This is a genomic window from Rhodococcus sp. NyZ502 (assembly GCF_041464245.1).
Lineage (GTDB): Bacteria > Actinomycetota > Actinomycetes > Mycobacteriales > Mycobacteriaceae > Rhodococcus_F > Rhodococcus_F qingshengii.
Genome location: NZ_CP167155.1, coordinates 3,711,427 through 3,725,624 on the forward strand (window position 1 = coordinate 3,711,427; position 14,198 = coordinate 3,725,624).

At 61.6% G+C, this 14,198-nt stretch carries 19 protein-coding genes; 9 read left to right on the forward strand and 10 right to left on the reverse strand.

All coding sequences use genetic code 11. The annotated features are described in order from the left end of the window. Nucleotides 1-270: 270 nt before the first annotated feature. Nucleotides 271-543, reverse strand: coding sequence for a YdeI/OmpD-associated family protein (locus ACBG85_RS17040; protein ID WP_372024113.1), 273 nt, complete (start codon nucleotides 541-543; stop codon nucleotides 271-273). Between the two features lie 469 nt (nucleotides 544-1,012). Then, the gene (locus tag ACBG85_RS17045) at nucleotides 1,013-1,978 is read right to left on the reverse strand and encodes a YafY family protein (protein WP_064444137.1); all 966 of its coding nucleotides are present in this window, start codon (nucleotides 1,976-1,978) and stop codon (nucleotides 1,013-1,015) included. A gap of 110 nt (nucleotides 1,979-2,088) precedes the next feature. Here ACBG85_RS17045 and ACBG85_RS17050 point away from each other — a divergent pair, with 110 nt between their 5' ends. Further along, nucleotides 2,089-3,030, forward strand: a complete 942-nt coding sequence (locus tag ACBG85_RS17050) for an alpha/beta fold hydrolase (protein ID WP_372024114.1) — start codon at nucleotides 2,089-2,091, stop codon at nucleotides 3,028-3,030. A gap of 42 nt (nucleotides 3,031-3,072) precedes the next feature. Here the strand turns inward: ACBG85_RS17050 and ACBG85_RS17055 are convergent, their stop codons facing one another. The 3 genes from ACBG85_RS17055 to ACBG85_RS17065 all read right to left on the reverse strand — a co-directional run bounded on the left by ACBG85_RS17055 (nucleotide 3,073) and on the right by ACBG85_RS17065 (nucleotide 4,661). Beyond that, a complete protein-coding gene (locus ACBG85_RS17055; protein WP_228232664.1) occupies nucleotides 3,073-3,390 on the reverse strand; it encodes a hypothetical protein in 318 nt (105 codons plus the stop codon). 320 nt (nucleotides 3,391-3,710) lie between these two features. Beyond that, nucleotides 3,711-4,169 carry a DUF5994 family protein gene (locus tag ACBG85_RS17060; protein ID WP_042921868.1) on the reverse strand — a complete coding sequence of 153 codons (459 nt, stop codon included), beginning with the start codon at nucleotides 4,167-4,169 and terminating at the stop codon, nucleotides 3,711-3,713. A 96-nt stretch (nucleotides 4,170-4,265) separates the two neighbouring features. After that, a complete protein-coding gene (locus ACBG85_RS17065; protein WP_042445944.1) occupies nucleotides 4,266-4,661 on the reverse strand; it encodes a PPOX class F420-dependent oxidoreductase in 396 nt (131 codons plus the stop codon). Nucleotides 4,662-4,848: 187 nt separating this feature from the next. Between ACBG85_RS17065 and ACBG85_RS17070 the strand changes: the two genes are divergently transcribed. The 5 genes from ACBG85_RS17070 to ACBG85_RS17090 all read left to right on the forward strand — a co-directional run bounded on the left by ACBG85_RS17070 (nucleotide 4,849) and on the right by ACBG85_RS17090 (nucleotide 8,238). Further along, nucleotides 4,849-6,036: an inorganic phosphate transporter gene (locus ACBG85_RS17070; RefSeq protein ID WP_003941590.1), complete on the forward strand. Its 1,188-nt coding sequence runs from the start codon at nucleotides 4,849-4,851 to the stop codon at nucleotides 6,034-6,036. A gap of 14 nt (nucleotides 6,037-6,050) precedes the next feature. Continuing rightward, a complete protein-coding gene (locus tag ACBG85_RS17075; RefSeq protein ID WP_003941641.1) occupies nucleotides 6,051-6,332 on the forward strand; it encodes a hypothetical protein in 282 nt (93 codons plus the stop codon). A gap of 34 nt (nucleotides 6,333-6,366) precedes the next feature. After that, complete coding sequence (locus ACBG85_RS17080) at nucleotides 6,367-6,693, forward strand: DUF3349 domain-containing protein (protein ID WP_003941653.1); 327 nt, start codon at nucleotides 6,367-6,369, stop codon at nucleotides 6,691-6,693. A gap of 11 nt (nucleotides 6,694-6,704) precedes the next feature. After that, the gene (locus ACBG85_RS17085) at nucleotides 6,705-7,043 is read left to right on the forward strand and encodes a DUF3349 domain-containing protein (RefSeq protein WP_007735437.1); all 339 of its coding nucleotides are present in this window, start codon (nucleotides 6,705-6,707) and stop codon (nucleotides 7,041-7,043) included. Nucleotides 7,044-7,194: 151 nt separating this feature from the next. Further along, nucleotides 7,195-8,238 carry an alpha/beta hydrolase family protein gene (locus tag ACBG85_RS17090; protein ID WP_172827113.1) on the forward strand — a complete coding sequence of 348 codons (1,044 nt, stop codon included), beginning with the start codon at nucleotides 7,195-7,197 and terminating at the stop codon, nucleotides 8,236-8,238. 72 nt (nucleotides 8,239-8,310) lie between these two features. Here the strand turns inward: ACBG85_RS17090 and ACBG85_RS17095 are convergent, their stop codons facing one another. Beyond that, a complete protein-coding gene (locus tag ACBG85_RS17095; RefSeq protein ID WP_058039444.1) occupies nucleotides 8,311-8,703 on the reverse strand; it encodes a VOC family protein in 393 nt (130 codons plus the stop codon). A gap of 56 nt (nucleotides 8,704-8,759) precedes the next feature. Between ACBG85_RS17095 and ACBG85_RS17100 the strand changes: the two genes are divergently transcribed. Together ACBG85_RS17100 and ACBG85_RS17105 are read left to right on the forward strand one after the other, a co-directional pair. Continuing rightward, the gene (locus ACBG85_RS17100) at nucleotides 8,760-9,539 is read left to right on the forward strand and encodes an AraC family transcriptional regulator (protein WP_207624275.1); all 780 of its coding nucleotides are present in this window, start codon (nucleotides 8,760-8,762) and stop codon (nucleotides 9,537-9,539) included. A 2-nt stretch (nucleotides 9,540-9,541) separates the two neighbouring features. Beyond that, nucleotides 9,542-9,892: an inorganic pyrophosphatase gene (locus tag ACBG85_RS17105; RefSeq protein WP_047270827.1), complete on the forward strand. Its 351-nt coding sequence runs from the start codon at nucleotides 9,542-9,544 to the stop codon at nucleotides 9,890-9,892. Here the strand turns inward: ACBG85_RS17105 and ACBG85_RS17110 are convergent. The 3 genes from ACBG85_RS17110 to ACBG85_RS17120 are packed head-to-tail and all read right to left on the reverse strand — an operon-like array spanning nucleotide 9,885 to nucleotide 12,803. Then, complete coding sequence (locus tag ACBG85_RS17110) at nucleotides 9,885-10,994, reverse strand: LLM class flavin-dependent oxidoreductase (RefSeq protein ID WP_058039443.1); 1,110 nt, start codon at nucleotides 10,992-10,994, stop codon at nucleotides 9,885-9,887. The two genes, ACBG85_RS17105 and ACBG85_RS17110, sit on opposite strands and share 8 nt — an antisense overlap. Next, entirely contained in the window at nucleotides 10,994-11,839 is an 846-nt protein-coding gene (thiM, locus tag ACBG85_RS17115; RefSeq protein WP_058039442.1) for a hydroxyethylthiazole kinase, read from the reverse strand. The genes ACBG85_RS17110 and thiM overlap by 1 nt, the downstream gene beginning before the upstream one ends. Nucleotides 11,840-11,882: 43 nt before the next feature. Then, a complete protein-coding gene (locus ACBG85_RS17120) occupies nucleotides 11,883-12,803 on the reverse strand; it encodes a sulfurtransferase (RefSeq protein ID WP_082661509.1) in 921 nt (306 codons plus the stop codon). A 128-nt stretch (nucleotides 12,804-12,931) separates the two neighbouring features. On the opposite strand from ACBG85_RS17120, the gene ACBG85_RS17125 reads away from it, so the two are divergent. Next, complete coding sequence (locus tag ACBG85_RS17125; RefSeq protein WP_058039441.1) at nucleotides 12,932-13,618, forward strand: GntR family transcriptional regulator; 687 nt, start codon at nucleotides 12,932-12,934, stop codon at nucleotides 13,616-13,618. A 48-nt stretch (nucleotides 13,619-13,666) separates the two neighbouring features. Here ACBG85_RS17125 and ACBG85_RS17130 read toward each other — a convergent pair whose 3' ends face one another. After that, nucleotides 13,667-14,188, reverse strand: coding sequence for a hypothetical protein (locus ACBG85_RS17130; protein ID WP_165638822.1), 522 nt, complete (start codon nucleotides 14,186-14,188; stop codon nucleotides 13,667-13,669). Nucleotides 14,189-14,198: the final 10 nt, after the last annotated feature.

The window sequence follows — 14,198 nt, forward strand, 5'->3', positions numbered from 1 at the left end:
AGATCCGAAATTGTTCAGTTCATGCCAACGGTTCCAACGGCATATCCGCAGGTAGATTCATTTCTTCGACAGATGCCAACAACAGCAAACGCTGAGAACGCAGTTCGAGCTCTACTACGACGTGTGATCCGCATCCTGACGTAAGTCAGACCTGCGAGTACCGAGTCCACCCGTCCCGCTTCTGCGGGGCGGGTGGACTTGTTTCGTCCGAGGGAAATCCCTCGGACAGATGATGACCGGCCTTCATACCGGACGCGGTCGAATCGCGGATCAGCCGCGGGCACGTTGACCGATGGCCGCATTGTGGACGATATGGGCGATTCGACCTGCCCGTGTTGCGTCTCGATCGGCACTGACGATCCACCACAGCATCTGTTTGCGGGCGCTGGGCGGAAAACTGTCCCAGTTGCTTCGCGCTTGCGTGTCCAGGTCCAGCGCCGCCTGCAAGTCAGATGGTTCCTCGAGGTCTTCGACTTGGTCGAGAATCGTCCACCAACCAGTGGATTTCGCGGCAGCAATGGCACCACGACCAGCAGCGGTCATGAGGCCACGCGCCTCCATATCAGCTGCGCGTTCGCGGTTGAGTCGGGTCCAGGAACTCTTGCGTCTCCGCGGTGTGAACAGTTGCAAATTGCGCTCTTCGTCGAAGATGGTGTTAGTGGAATCGATCCACCCAAAGCAGATCGCTTCCTCAACGGCCTGAGGGTAGGGGCAGCGTGGTCGGCTGGTGGTGGTGCGCCAGGAGCACAACCACACTCCACGGCCTGACGTGTGATTGTCCGTCAACCAAGTTCGCCACTGTTCGCGAGTCTCGGCGTGGATGATCGGGTAGTCGAACTTCCACGTCGGGGGGTGGACGGAAGCCGGCGGCGATGATTTCGAATCGGTCACTTACTCTCCAAGCCTAGAGGGAATCGGATACGTGTCTCGATAGACGGGGGCCTGCGCAGGGAACACGTCCCCGCGGCAACTTGGACGTGAATGGTCTTGTCGCGCAATCCTCTTCTGACTGTCATGGTGGCGAGACCCTGAGGTGAAGGGCGAGCCGACTGACGGTGTCGGCAAGCTCGGTTGGTTCGATGACGACCACTGGGGCGGTGAGCGCAATGCGCGCAACCGTCATGGCGAGCCTGCCGAGATCTTCGCTGCGGATCTCGACAAGGCAGCGGTCCGCTGCCACCTCGATCGGTGTGTGGTCAATCCATCTGAGTACGCCCGCGAGGTCGGCGAACGTAGCTTCGATGGCGAGTTTTGCATCGTGATGACGGGGTGGCGAGCCCACTGATCTCGCGACGAAGCCTGCCGCGTCACCGCCCGGGATCTCGCGTGGCGTGAAATGACTGCCTGCCAGCCAGGGCTCCGAGAGCCGGTCCAGTCGAAATGTTCGCCAATCCGAACGATGGTGGTCCCATGCTACGAGATACCAACGACGCCCCGCCGTGACAAGGCGGTGCGACTCGACGAGTCGTCTGCTGCTCTCGCCATCACCTCGCCGATAGTCGAAACGAACGTGCTCGTGGTCACGACATGCCGCAGCGAGCACACTGAGTGCTTCGGGATCGACGATGTCGTCATTTGCCCGCCGCATGGAACTGACGCTCGAATGCAGTGCCGACACACGTCGGCGAAGTCGATGGGGCAGGAGTGTTTCGATCTTCGTCAGCGCGCGCAGCGCCGTTTCTTCGATGCCTCCGATGGCGGCCTCGGCGGCGTAGCGCAGTCCGACGGCTACCGCCACGGACTCGTCATCGTCGAGGATCAGGGGCGGCACGTGCGCCCCCGTTGCAAGTCGGTAGCCCCCGTATTTTCCGGACGTGGAATCGACCGGATAGCCGAGGTCGCGTAGGCGATCGATGTCGCGGCGCACCGTCCGCTGCGTGACATCGAGTCGTGCGGCAAGTTCGGCACAGTGCCAGAAGCGATGAGTCTGAAGGAGCGAGAGCAGTTGCAGTGCTCGGCCTGTGGGATCGTTCCGCATTTCTTCAGATTGCCAGCGATCTAGGACTTTATGTGTCCACGATGCTCCCTATCGTCGGAGCAACCGGTCGATCCAGACACGAGATCGGTACTCGACTCAAAGGAGCATCCGTGAATCCATCCGACTTCCCCAGGCCCGTCCACATCCCAGTGAACGGCGTGGAACTCGAAGTCTTCGAAGCAGGGCGACACAATGCCGGGAAACCCATCGTGTTGTGTCACGGATGGCCAGAGCACGCCTATTCCTGGCGATACCAGGTGCCCGCCCTTGTCGAGGCGGGCTACCACGTCATCGTCCCGAACCAACGCGGCTACGGCAATTCGTCACGTCCGACCGAAGTGACGGACTATGACATCGAACATTTGGCGGGTGATCTCATCGCACTTCTCGATCACTACGGCTACGACGATGCCACCTTTGTCGGTCACGATTGGGGTGCCTTTGTCGTGTGGGGCCTTACCCTGTTGCACCCGGACCGGGTAAACAAAGTGATCAACCTGAGCCTGCCCTACCAGGATCGCGGAGAGCAGCCGTGGATTGAGTTCATGGAAGCCGTGCTTGGCGGTGATTTCTACTTCGTCCATTTCAATCGACAGCCGGGCGTCGCGGACGCGGTGTTCGAAGACAACACCTTCCGGTTCCTCCGCAACCTGTACCGGAAGAACGAACCCCTCAGGGAACCTCAGCCGGGTATGGCGCTGATCGATCTCGCCAAAGCAGAGACACCACTCGGTGAGCCCCTGATGAGCGATAGAGAATTGGCCGTTTTCGTCTCCGCCTTCGAATCGACAGGATTCACGGGCAGTGTGAACTGGTACAGGAACCTTGACCGCAACTGGCATCTGCTGGCGGAGGTGGACCCGATCATCCAACAGCCCACACTCATGATCTACGGCGACCGTGACGCGATCGCGAGAGCTGAGAACCTGACAGAGTTCGTGCCCAATGTGGAAGTAGTCAATCTCGATTGCGGTCACTGGATCCAACAAGAAAGACCCGAAGAGACCAACCAAGCGATCTTGAACTGGCTGGAACGGCAGGATGCCACATAGTTTCAAGGCTAGGTGCGGTCTCAGTGAAAATGTCAGTCTCATTCAAGTCCAGTAGGGGGCTTGATCCGGACCGACCGTCTTCGAGATTTGGCGAGAGCGGCGGTAAACAAACCATGCACTCAACCCGACGATGGGCACAAGCCAAATCCCGACAGAGAAGGCGACAGCGCGCCACACACCGACTCGCCCGGACACAGAAACCACATCGGCCGTTCCGACAAGACACAGGGAAAGCCAAATCAAGGCGAGAATGAATCCGCCGCCGTACAGAAGAAAGAATGCTTCGAATCCGTCCATGCAGTCCATTCCACTGTCGGCGCAGTCCTGAAGCCCAGCCGCACCGAGTAGGGAAATGTTCACGGTGGCGATGCTACGGGCCAGGGCGTCCCGAACTGCCGAACAAGCGGGCGGATTCGGCGATGCGAACGCCGCTCAGCCCGAACAAAGTAGAAGCCCCACCCCCGTGGGGAGGGCGGGGCTTCCTCTGGTCCGGCGCTCACGCACAGTGGGAGGGTGGTGGACATGCCGGACCGACGACACGGCAGGGAGTCAAGCTGCCGCGCCCAAGCGCTGACCTGAAGGAATGCGCCTGAGATCGTGGTTACGAGAACCATCAAACCAGACAAACTGGACGCATGTTCAGGAATCGAGAGATTCGACCCCCGCACGTCAGAAAGATCTCACTGCACCCGATAGGTTTCACTGCGGACAGGATCCACCAACCGCCGCATGACCTCGTACGCGCGGTCCGGATCCGTGTACGGCGGAATCATCATCAAAACGAGTTGACGACCATAGATGTCGTCGAGATACATCAAATCGTGGGGCTGGCCAGGGTACGGACCCCGCACTTCCAGTCCGTCGACCTCGTCGATACGACGCTGCGCGCTGCTGATCGTGTTCCAGTCGAACGCAACCCGCGCGATCGGCCCCAACCTCAGCGAAAGTGCGGATATCAGATCGTGAAGCTCCGCCGTGACGTTCGTGGTCCACGGGAACCACGCGCCGTCAACCGATGCCTTGACGGCACCTTGCCCACGAAGCAGGAATCGCGGAGTCCGCGTCGGCGACGGGAAAGGTTGCCCGACATGGCGCTGCGGCGCTTCCATTGCATAGTCGAGAGTGCTGATGTGCGCCATGACGAGGCTCCTTGACGGAGGATTCGTGGAACCGTCAGGCAGAGGTGCCCGGTCGTGGGTTCCATACCTTCAGACTACTCCGCTACGCAATCCCGACTACGCATCGACGGAAATGATCACGCCGGTGTCGCCGTACGGGAACGGACCATTACCGATGTGACCAAGGGTGTTGAAGAATTTCGAAATAGGCACCATCACACCGTATTTCGCTTTGACTTTGCTGCGGATCTCGTCGAATTCAGCTCCACCGCTCACCAACTGAGCGGTCCCGGTGACCGGCGACGCACCGTCGGCAACCTTTCCGCGGTTGTTGCACGGCACTACGGTGACGCGTGGGTTGTTTCGCAGCCGCTTGGCCTTACCCGATTTCGAGGAAGTCCAGAAGCCGATACGTCCGTCAGGCAGAGGCACGACCCACGTCGGCGTGGCTACGCCGTCACCGCTCTTACGGAATGTGGTGACCGAGATCGTCTTCTCTTCGCCCAGGGACATGAAACGAGCGTATGCCTCCACAACCTCCACGACCATGCACGCGAATGAATTTTCTCTACCCCAGGAGTTTCAAAACGGACAATTATCCGGACGAAGGTGAACAACAGGTGCCGAGTGGTGGAAATGTCGCGGAACGACCACGTCTGAGGTCGATTTGAGGCCCGGAGGTGTTGGAACATGACTTCTCGTGAATGCGGAACTCATCGTTCTCCTCGTCGTCGTCGTAACCGCTCTGGGGTTCGACTTCACCAACGGTTTTCATGACACTGGCAACGCTATGGCCACGTCGATTGCAACCGGCGCCCTCAAGCCCAAGGTGGCAGTCGCTCTGTCTGCTTCCTTGAACCTGGTCGGAGCTTTCCTCTCGGTAGAGGTTGCTGCCACCGTGGCCAAGGGCGTGGTGAACCTCGGAAATGTGGGTGGCCAAGCGCTGCTCACCATCGTCTTCGCCGGCCTTGTCGGCGGCATCATCTGGAACCTGGCAACGTGGTTGCTCGGCATCCCCTCGAGTTCCTCACACGCACTGTTCGGCGGCCTGATCGGCGCCGCCATCGCGTCCCTCGGCATGAGCGGTGTCGCCTGGAGCGGCGTCCTCAGCAAGGTTGTCATCCCCGCAGTTCTCGCTCCCGTCGTGGCCGGCTTGGTTGCCGCGGCCGGCACCTGGCTCATCTACCGCATCACCTCCAACGTCGGAGAAGAAACCAAGGACAAAGGTTTCCGACTCGGCCAGATCGGTTCGGCTTCGCTCGTTTCCCTCGCACACGGCACCAACGACGCTCAGAAGACCATGGGCGTCATCTTCCTCGCCCTGGTCGCCCACGGAACCATTTCCGCCGACGCGGACATGCCGTTCTGGGTCAAGCTCACCTGTGCGCTCGCGATCGCTGCCGGAACCTACCTCGGCGGTTGGCGAGTCATCCGCACTCTCGGCAAGGGACTTGTCGAGATTGCCGCACCACAAGGCATGGCAGCCGAAGCATCCTCTGCTGCAATCATTCTCACCTCCAGCCACCTCGGCCTTCCGCTCTCCACCACCCATGTGGCGACGGGTTCCATCATGGGAACCGGTCTGGGACGCAAGGGCGCCGAAGTTCGTTGGGGCGTAGCCGGACGTATGGCGGTCGCCTGGTTGATCACTCTTCCGTCCGCTGCAATCGTCGGCGCTCTGTGCTGGGGACTGGCCAACATCGTCGGCGGCCTGCCCGGTGTCCTGGTCGTCTTCGCCGTGCTCATCGCGTTGGCCGGCTGGATGTACCTGCGCTCCCGCAAGGAGCCCATCGATCCGAGCAACGTCAACGCCGAGTGGGACGGCGGCCTGGTGCCTGCAGAGGTCCCCGGTCCGGACGCCCGCGTCACCACCGACGTCAAAGCCTGAAAGAGGGAATCGACATGGATATCTTGAAAAACACCGTCGACTCGCTCTGGCAGGTCGTACTGGTCGGCCTCCTGCTGGGCGCCGGACTACCGGCGATCTTCGCAATCGGCCTGAAGTCGCTCGACGCCGGACAACGTGGCAGTGGCGGCGGGAGCACTGCCGTCGCGGCTCGCAGTCCGTTGGCCGTGGCAGGCGCAGTGGTGTGCTTCGCGGTCGTGCTCATCGCGATCGTCACCGGAATCCTCTTCATCATGCAGGGCTTCCTCAGCCACACATTCGGCATCGAGATCTTCTGATCCCGTGCGCCCTCACGAGCGGAAAGACATCACCGTGACTGCACCGACTCCATCCCTTCCTCAATCCATTCTTGACTGGCTTCGCGCCGGCTACCCCGAAGGCATACCGCCCAAGGACCGCATTCCGCTGGTCGCATTGCTACGACGCAAACTCTCGGACGCGCAAATTCGAGACATTGCCATCGGCGCTGCACTCGCAGAACTGAGCGACGTCAACAGCGACCAGGTGATCTCGAGCGACGAGATCAGCGCTCAGATCGCCGATCTGACGAGCCAGACTCCCTCGGACGAGGACATCGCGCGCGTTGCCTCCGTCCTTGCTGCCGCCGGGTGGCCCCTCGCCGATCTCGACAACCACTGAAGCTCGATTCGTTGAGTCTTCCACCACTTCTGGCTTCGATACTCGGCTGGCTGCGTGCCGGGTATCCGAACGGTGTGCCGGAGCAGGACTACGTCCCTTTGATGGCCCTGCTCCGGCGACAACTGTCCGACGACGAGATCGCCGTTCTTGCTGACGATCTCGTCGCCGGCTTTCCGCTTCCGGTCGATCCGATCGACTTTCCCGGTTCGGTCGATCCGATCGACATCGGCGTCCTCATCACCAAGGTCACCGACGATATTCCGCACGAATCGGACGTCGCTCGGGTACGTGAACACCTGATTCGTGGAGGTTGGCAAATCGTGGCACAACCTCCGGTCGACGACGCCTGACGGCATTACGGTAAATCGGACCAGTTTGATAACGAACCGGTAACGGTGCCGTCGAGGTCAATACAGACCACTTAGTGTCATAAGGAATTCCGCGCCTCGGGGGGCTCGGTCGGATTTCGGTGTGCAAGCACCTTTGGGGCGGGAGTGATACATGCACGAGGCTCACACAGATTTGGCGAAGAACCCAGATATTTCGAACCCGGATCTTTCGAGAAACCGTATTTCGAAACGAATCAAGCGTCGGATCCTGGGCCTCGCAGCGACAGCACTCGCACTCCCCCTGACCGCAGGCCTGATCAGCGGATCGGTAGCGACCGCAGCGCCCGCGCGTACCGCCCCGGCCGGTGGCTACGAGGAAGTGTTCGTCGACTCGTCGATGGGACCGATCAAGGTTCAGATCCAGTGGGCTTCGCGCGGCGGCAACGCGGCGCTCTATCTTCTCGATGGCCTACGAGCACGCGACGACCGAAACGCATGGAGTTTCGAGACCAACGCTCTCGAGCAGTATCGCGGCGACAACGTCACCCTGGTCATGCCGGTCGGCGGGCAGTCCAGCTTTTACTCCGACTGGTATGCGAACAGCAATTTGAATCGCCAGCCGGTCACGTACAAATGGGAAACCTTCCTCACCCAGGAACTTCCCGCCTATCTGGAATCGCGCGGCGTCTCCCGAACCAACAACGGCGTGCTCGGACTGTCCATGGGTGGCAGCGCGGCACTGACGCTAGCCGCCTACCACCGCGATCAGTTCAAGTTCGCCGGTTCGCTCTCGGGATACCTCAACATCTCAGCTCCAGGCATGCGTGAGGCGATCCGGGTGGCCATGGTCAGCGCCGGGTCCTTCAATGTCGATGCAATGTGGGGACCGCCGTGGAACCCCGCTTGGCTCCGCAACGATCCCTTCGTGTTTGCACCCGAACTGGCTGGGCTCTCGCTGTACATATCCGCTGCGAGCGGCCTGCCCGGGCAGTTCGATCAACCGCGTCGGCCCGTCGACTTCGTGAATACCGGTAGTGCCATCGGGCTCGAGGCCCTTGCCTTGATGAACTCACGGGCATTCCAACTGCGCATGAACTCCCTGGGAATTCCGGCAACGTACAGCTTCCCGGCCAACGGCACTCATTCGTGGCCGTACTGGGGTGCAGAACTGTGGAAGGCCCGAGGCCAGATCCTCGACACCCTGAACGCTTGGTGAACTGACAACGACTCGATCACCGACAACCGCAGGCCCCGACCGATATTCGTTCGGGGCCTGCGTCGTTCGAATTCAGAGCGCGGCAAAGAGATCCACGGTATTGCCGTCGGGATCGAGAAGAACGGCGTAACGCTGCCCCCATACGGCGGCGAAGGGCGCCTTGTGCCCGGGGAAGTCGGCTGTCATGCGCTGATACGCCTCGTCTACTGCGGCGGGAGTCCCGAAATCGAAGGCCAAAGCGACGGGGTGTCGACCTTCCCCGACAGCGAAGTCCGGATCGAAGCTCGCGATGGTGGACAGCGCGTCCCAGGCCAGCCGAAGCCCACCGTCGAAAGTGAACTCCACATGCGGAGCGTCAGCGGGTGTTTCCGGAATGTCGAGCCCGAGGGTTCGGTAGAACGCGAGGGAACGCGCGAGATCGTTGGTGACGATTCCGACGAGATCGAGTCTCGGAGAGACGGACACGGTATTTCTCCTGTTTCGGGTCGAGAAGTGATCGGCGAGTGTGTGACGATGATCTGATGACCGGCACTGACACCCTCGCTCTCGACGGTAGTCGGACGGTAGCGTCGAGTCTTGAACAAAACGGCCACACCTATGTCGAGACTCGGATCACCGGTTCTGCCGGCCTCTTCAGTTGCACGTGGAAAAGCACCAGCGAAGCCCATACGCCCACGGAAGCAAAGCGGATTCTTCCCGATCTCTGCGCCGACTTCATCGTCGACAGCACCGGAAAGTCGTGGCTCGTCGGACCTGCCACCGGTGCCGATCTGGTTTCGGTCGCCGCCGGTACAACCATGTGGGGCATCCGGATCAATCCACCGGCTCTGCGGAGCCTGCTCGGCACAGCTGCCGACGCGGTGCAGGATTCGAAGATCGCCTTCGACGACATCCTCACTTCCAGACAAGCGCGGGTACTTGCCGACGCCCTGAGCCACGAGGCAGTCGACGCTCACCTACTGGGCCAGTTGTGGCGCGGACTGGAACCCGACCACGGAATCGAGCGTGGTTACTCCGCGCTCATCTCCTCCCCTTCCACGCCGATACGAGAGATTGCTGCAGACCTCGGTGTTTCCGAACGTCATTTCAGACGATCGATCACATCGGCGGTCGGGCTGTCCCCCAAACTGATTCAGAAGGTGCAACGAATGCAGGACGTGTTGACTCTCAGCCGCGGCGCAAATCTCACGCTGTCGTCGCTGGCCGGTCGCGCCGGCTACGCCGACCAAGCCCACCTCGCACGCGATACGCGTGCACTGGCAGGCCTGACACCGACTCAGCTACTGCGCGAGCACCGGTAACGATGAGTGAAGAACTGTTCGCCGCCCTCGATCACCTGGCTGCCACGTCAGCTGTCGTGATCGATCGCCCCCGAGGGTCGGCACACCCGCGGTACCCCGATGCGATCTATCCGCTCGACTACGGCTATCTCGACGGCACGGTCAGCGCGGACGGCGACGGGATCGATCTGTTCCGAGGCTCGGCCGTCGGCAACGGTGTTGTCGCCGTGGCCGTTGTTGCCGACATCGTCAAGAAGGACGTGGAAGTCAAGATCCTTCTCGAATGTACTGCGTCTGAAATCGACACTGCCACAGCATTTCTCCGCGACGTTCTAGGTCTCGGTGCCACTGTCTTGCGGCGCGCCGTCAGCTGAGTTCGTCGAATCGCGGAACAAGATGCTCCGCAACCCACTTCGCTTCCTCGATCAGAGGCCAACCTGCCAGGATCAGTGCAGTCAAACCGGTTCGGCTGCGAAGCGTGCGTACCGAGTCCGTGATCGAATCCGGATCGCCGACGTAGTACACGGCCGATGACCCGGTGCCGAAGATGTCGAGGGGTGACCACGCCGTGATACCCGCGTACAGCCCGTCACCGACGTACAACTCCTCCGGTTCCGGAAGTCGGCCGGAGGCAATCTTGTCCGCCCAACCCTGTCGCTGAGCGTCGCGGGCGGTGAAGGTCTTGAGGTCTTGCTTCCCCTGAGTACGACGACGCACTGCGTTGTCCAAGACATGAGCGATCTGCTCGACGCCCGTCTTCTCGAACAACGAACGGAACCGGTCGTGCGCCTGCGCCTTGGTGGGGCGAACGATCACACCGGTGAGCGCACCGAAGTCGGTGAACTCGCGCCCGGCTGCCTCCGCCGCCGCCCGTGCGGCAGAGAATTTGTCTTCGATGAACGAAGTCTCGCGCAGCATCGCCAAGTAGGTGTCGAGCACCTTGCCTGAATTCGCCAGGCCTGCAGGCGAATCACCGGTACCCCACAGCTGAACCTGATGCCCAGCGGGCGCATCGATACGCAGTGGTGTGTTGGGAAAGTTCGACTCCGTGCCTTCGGCGTAGATGCGGCGGAAGTTCGCCCAGTACTGCTCCCCCAACTCGTAACGCTCGTCGTGGGGCACGTTCATGTCGTACTTGGTCAGGATGTTCTCGCGTCCGTTGACCGAGTTGATCAACAGTCGGCCGCCGCTGAAGGCGTCGAAAGTCAATGCCTTCTCCGCCAGCAGTCGCGCCGGCGTCATGTTCGCGTAGACAGCGACGAGGAACTTCATGCGCGTGGTGTGCGCTGCCGCCCACGTCGCCGAGATGAACGGATCGTTCGGCCAGGTGGCAACAAGCGCACCTTCGAATCCGCCGTCGTCGATGGTCTTCGCGAGCTCGATCTGCCTGGCCCCGTCCACGGGGAACAGCCCACCGGGGCTCCACGGGTAGTCCCCGTCGGCCTGGGTGAGATACCAGAATGTCTTGATGCCCATCAGTTCTGCACTCCAGCCGGCAGGTCGAACGATTCGATTCGGGCACGTGAGCGGATGGTGTCCGCATTCACGTTGTAGAGCGCGTCGAGGTACGCGACCGCGAAAGAACCAGGACCTGAGGCATTTTCCTCGGCGATCTCCGATGCCACGGCAACATGCGTATGCGCGGCAACCAATCCGTCCAGCGCGGTCGGCGTCACGGCGAGGTAGGCAGCGACCAGGCCTCCCAGAGAGCAACCGGTACTGGTCACGCGCGGCAACTGAGCGCTGCCGCCGGAGACTCGGACGCCCCGGGTGTCACCGCCCGCATCGCGGCCGACGATGTAGTCGACCGGTCCGGATGCCGACACGGCATCGGCATGCTTCAAGAGTGACAGAGCGGCGGGCACTGCGTCGGCGGACGCGGAGGCACTGTCGACGCCGCGGGTGTCACCGCCGAGTCCCGCAAGCGCGATGATCTCCGACGCGTTCCCTCGGATGGCGTTGGGGTGAAAGCGCAACAAGTCCACAGCGATACCGCTCCGCCAGGGCAGTCCACCGACACCGACGGGATCCAAAACCCATGGCGTACCCGCAGTTCGCGCCGCTTCTGCTGCTATCAGGAAGGCTTCGGCAGTCCCGTCGTCCGGCGTCCCGAGGTTGACGAGCACTCCCCCGGCGACGGCAGCGAACCCACCGGCTTCGTGAACGTTGTCGATGTGAGCGTTGCTTGCGCCGGCAGCGAGCAGAACATTGGTCAAGAAGTTCGCAGAAACGATGTTGGTCAGCGACTGGACGAGCGGTACCTGATCGCGGAGTGCGTCGATCGCCGACGCGACGGTTTCGACAGAGACAGTGTCAGACATGAGAATTCCTTCAGGACGGGAGGTAATTGAGGACTGCGGCGATTCAGGACCGCGGACATCGAACATCCGCAAGCGCGCCGCCGGGCTCACCGCCGACAACCATCGGCAAAACCGGATCTGCAGTCCATTCCTCCAACGAGCCGTCGTAGACCTTGACGTCCTCATAACCGCCGCGGATCAGCGCAAGTGCTGTCAGGCACGCCGAAACTCCACCGCCGCAATAGATCACGACAGGGTCGGCGGCGGTTGGTAGAACGTCAGCAGATTTCGACAACACTTCCTCGACTGGAAGCATCCTGGAGTCGGTGTCGAGGAGACTCTTCGCGGACAGATTCACGCTTGACGGAATGTGTCCGCGTCGCGAGTATCTCGTCTTCTCCGTTCCCTCGTACTGCTCAGGCGCGAGAGCGCACACCAGCGTTCCGGCTTCTTCTCCTGAGGACAGTGAGGCAACGCGAGGTAGATCGACCCACAGGCCAAGGTCCGTCACACTCCAACGCTTCGACGCCGACGTGTGGGTGACGTCGTCGCCGCTCGCGAGGGCGAAGCCGCATCGAGTCCATTCGGCGAGGCCACCGTCGAGGACCCTTGCTTCGATGCCGGCGTTGCGAAACACCCACCAGAGCCGTGATGCCCAGGTGGTCGAACCCTGGTCGTAGATCACGATTGTCGCACCCGGTTCGATACCACTGGATTGGAGATCGGACATCAACTGCTCCGTTGACGGGCGTGTGAAATGCAGCGCCGCTTCCCTTTCGGAAAAGACGTCCATGAGGTCGACGTGTCGGGAACCCGGGATGTGCGAGGAAACCCAGCCGTCGTACCCGGACTCCGGGCGATAGTCGCCGTCGAATCGCGCGGGAGGAAAATGAACCGTCGCGTCGAGCACAGCGACGCCTCCCTCGCGCAGCATCGCGTCGAGTTCAGCAGCACTCACCAGCGGCGACGCGGTCTCTCCAGCCACTTCAGACCCTCTCCCTCGGAAACGAACAAGCACGAACCTAAATGAGTACTAGCGTATACGCAAGTACTCACTCGTCGCCGATGGCATAATCGAACGCGCTCTACTTGCATGCACAGGAATGAGGACACATGGATCTCGACGCCGATACGAGCACCACCGATCTGCTGGTGCCGGAGGCTGCGCTCGGCCGGTCCGATCAGACCTCGCGGCAGTACCTGCGCCTGCGAGCCGACATCCTGGCCGGCAAGTTCCCCCAGGGCGCTCCGCTGCACGAGACTCAATTGTGCGAATCGTACGGCGCATCGCGTACCCCGATCCGCGAGGCACTCAACTGGCTCGCGCACGACGGTCTACTCGAACGAGCCGCCCGCGGTTTTCGTGTCCGCTCCGGCACTCCCGAAGACGTCATCGAAATCTACGCAGCGCGGGTTGCCCTCGAATCGGAAGCCGCCGGCGCCGCCGCACTCCGCCACAGCGATCTCGACCTTGCCCGCCTGGACGGATTGCACGAGTTCTGCTGCACTGCAACAGAAGGCACCGAGGTTCGTGCCGGAAACTTCAAGTTTCACGAGGCCCTCTGGCAGGCCGCCCACAATTCCACGATCACCTCATTGCTGATCCGCCTCACCACCCAACTGCGAATCTACGACAGCGGCCCGCCGTCGAACTACGGCGAACCTGACCTGCTCAATTCGGAGCATCAAGAGATCCTGAACGCCATCCGCGCCCGGGACGAATCGTCCGCACGTGGTCACATGCGCAACCATCTCGAGCGCAGCCGCGACCAACGAATAAGGATGTTCGCCAGCCGCTGACTTCAGACAGCCCAGATTTCTGCACGCCGACGCCTGCGCCGCCGTCGCTCAGACGGGGAGCGTGCCGGTCTCGAGGTCGTACACGCTCTCGGCCGGGCTCGACATCACTCGATCCGCCATCTCCTGCTTGAGCTCTGTCAGCCGTGACTCGTCTTCGGCCGTCCGGTCGGACTTACGGGACAGAGTGATGAACTCGTCGACGACGAACCCCTCCCGAACAGTCAGCGTGACGCTCGCGCCGCGATAGGTGATCCGAAATACGTACAGCGCGAGCGTGTTTCCACGTTCACGCCTGGCCAAGGAACTGTCAACGGTGTACCGCCCTTCGGTCACCGCGCGCGTGACCAACTCGAACGAATCGCGCACTCCTGGTCCGCCGTGTGCGGTGGTGACGACCAGCTCGCGACGCTCGACGGAGCCTTCCCCGCCGAGCACACCGAGAGCGCGCTCGAGAACCTTGTAGGCATGCGCCACGCCGCCCGGGGCCTGCGGACCGTGATAGCGGAGGGCGTCCTCGTACGTGAAGTCGAGCGTCGTCCCGTGATCGGTCACGGTGAGCGTGGTGGTCATGATGGGCGTC

What these genes read in the sequence shown, in the direction of transcription:
- ACBG85_RS17110 (WP_058039443.1), bottom strand. Translation starts at nt 10,994, where the DNA reads ATGGGCATCAAGACATTCTGGTATCTCACCCAGGCCGACGGGGACTAC.
- ACBG85_RS17100 (WP_207624275.1), top strand. Translation starts at nt 8,760, where the DNA reads ATGACCGGCACTGACACCCTCGCTCTCGACGGTAGTCGGACGGTAGCG.
- ACBG85_RS17105 (WP_047270827.1), top strand. Translation starts at nt 9,542, where the DNA reads ATGAGTGAAGAACTGTTCGCCGCCCTCGATCACCTGGCTGCCACGTCA.
- ACBG85_RS17060 (WP_042921868.1), bottom strand. Translation starts at nt 4,169, where the DNA reads ATGGCGCACATCAGCACTCTCGACTATGCAATGGAAGCGCCGCAGCGC.
- ACBG85_RS17130 (WP_165638822.1), bottom strand. Translation starts at nt 14,188, where the DNA reads ATGACCACCACGCTCACCGTGACCGATCACGGGACGACGCTCGACTTC.
- ACBG85_RS17090 (WP_172827113.1), top strand. Translation starts at nt 7,195, where the DNA reads ATGCACGAGGCTCACACAGATTTGGCGAAGAACCCAGATATTTCGAAC.
- ACBG85_RS17045 (WP_064444137.1), bottom strand. Translation starts at nt 1,978, where the DNA reads ATGCGGAACGATCCCACAGGCCGAGCACTGCAACTGCTCTCGCTCCTT.
- ACBG85_RS17075 (WP_003941641.1), top strand. Translation starts at nt 6,051, where the DNA reads ATGGATATCTTGAAAAACACCGTCGACTCGCTCTGGCAGGTCGTACTG.
- thiM (WP_058039442.1), bottom strand. Translation starts at nt 11,839, where the DNA reads ATGTCTGACACTGTCTCTGTCGAAACCGTCGCGTCGGCGATCGACGCA.
- ACBG85_RS17040 (WP_372024113.1), bottom strand. Translation starts at nt 543, where the DNA reads ATGACCGCTGCTGGTCGTGGTGCCATTGCTGCCGCGAAATCCACTGGT.
- ACBG85_RS17065 (WP_042445944.1), bottom strand. Translation starts at nt 4,661, where the DNA reads ATGTCCCTGGGCGAAGAGAAGACGATCTCGGTCACCACATTCCGTAAG.
- ACBG85_RS17125 (WP_058039441.1), top strand. Translation starts at nt 12,932, where the DNA reads ATGGATCTCGACGCCGATACGAGCACCACCGATCTGCTGGTGCCGGAG.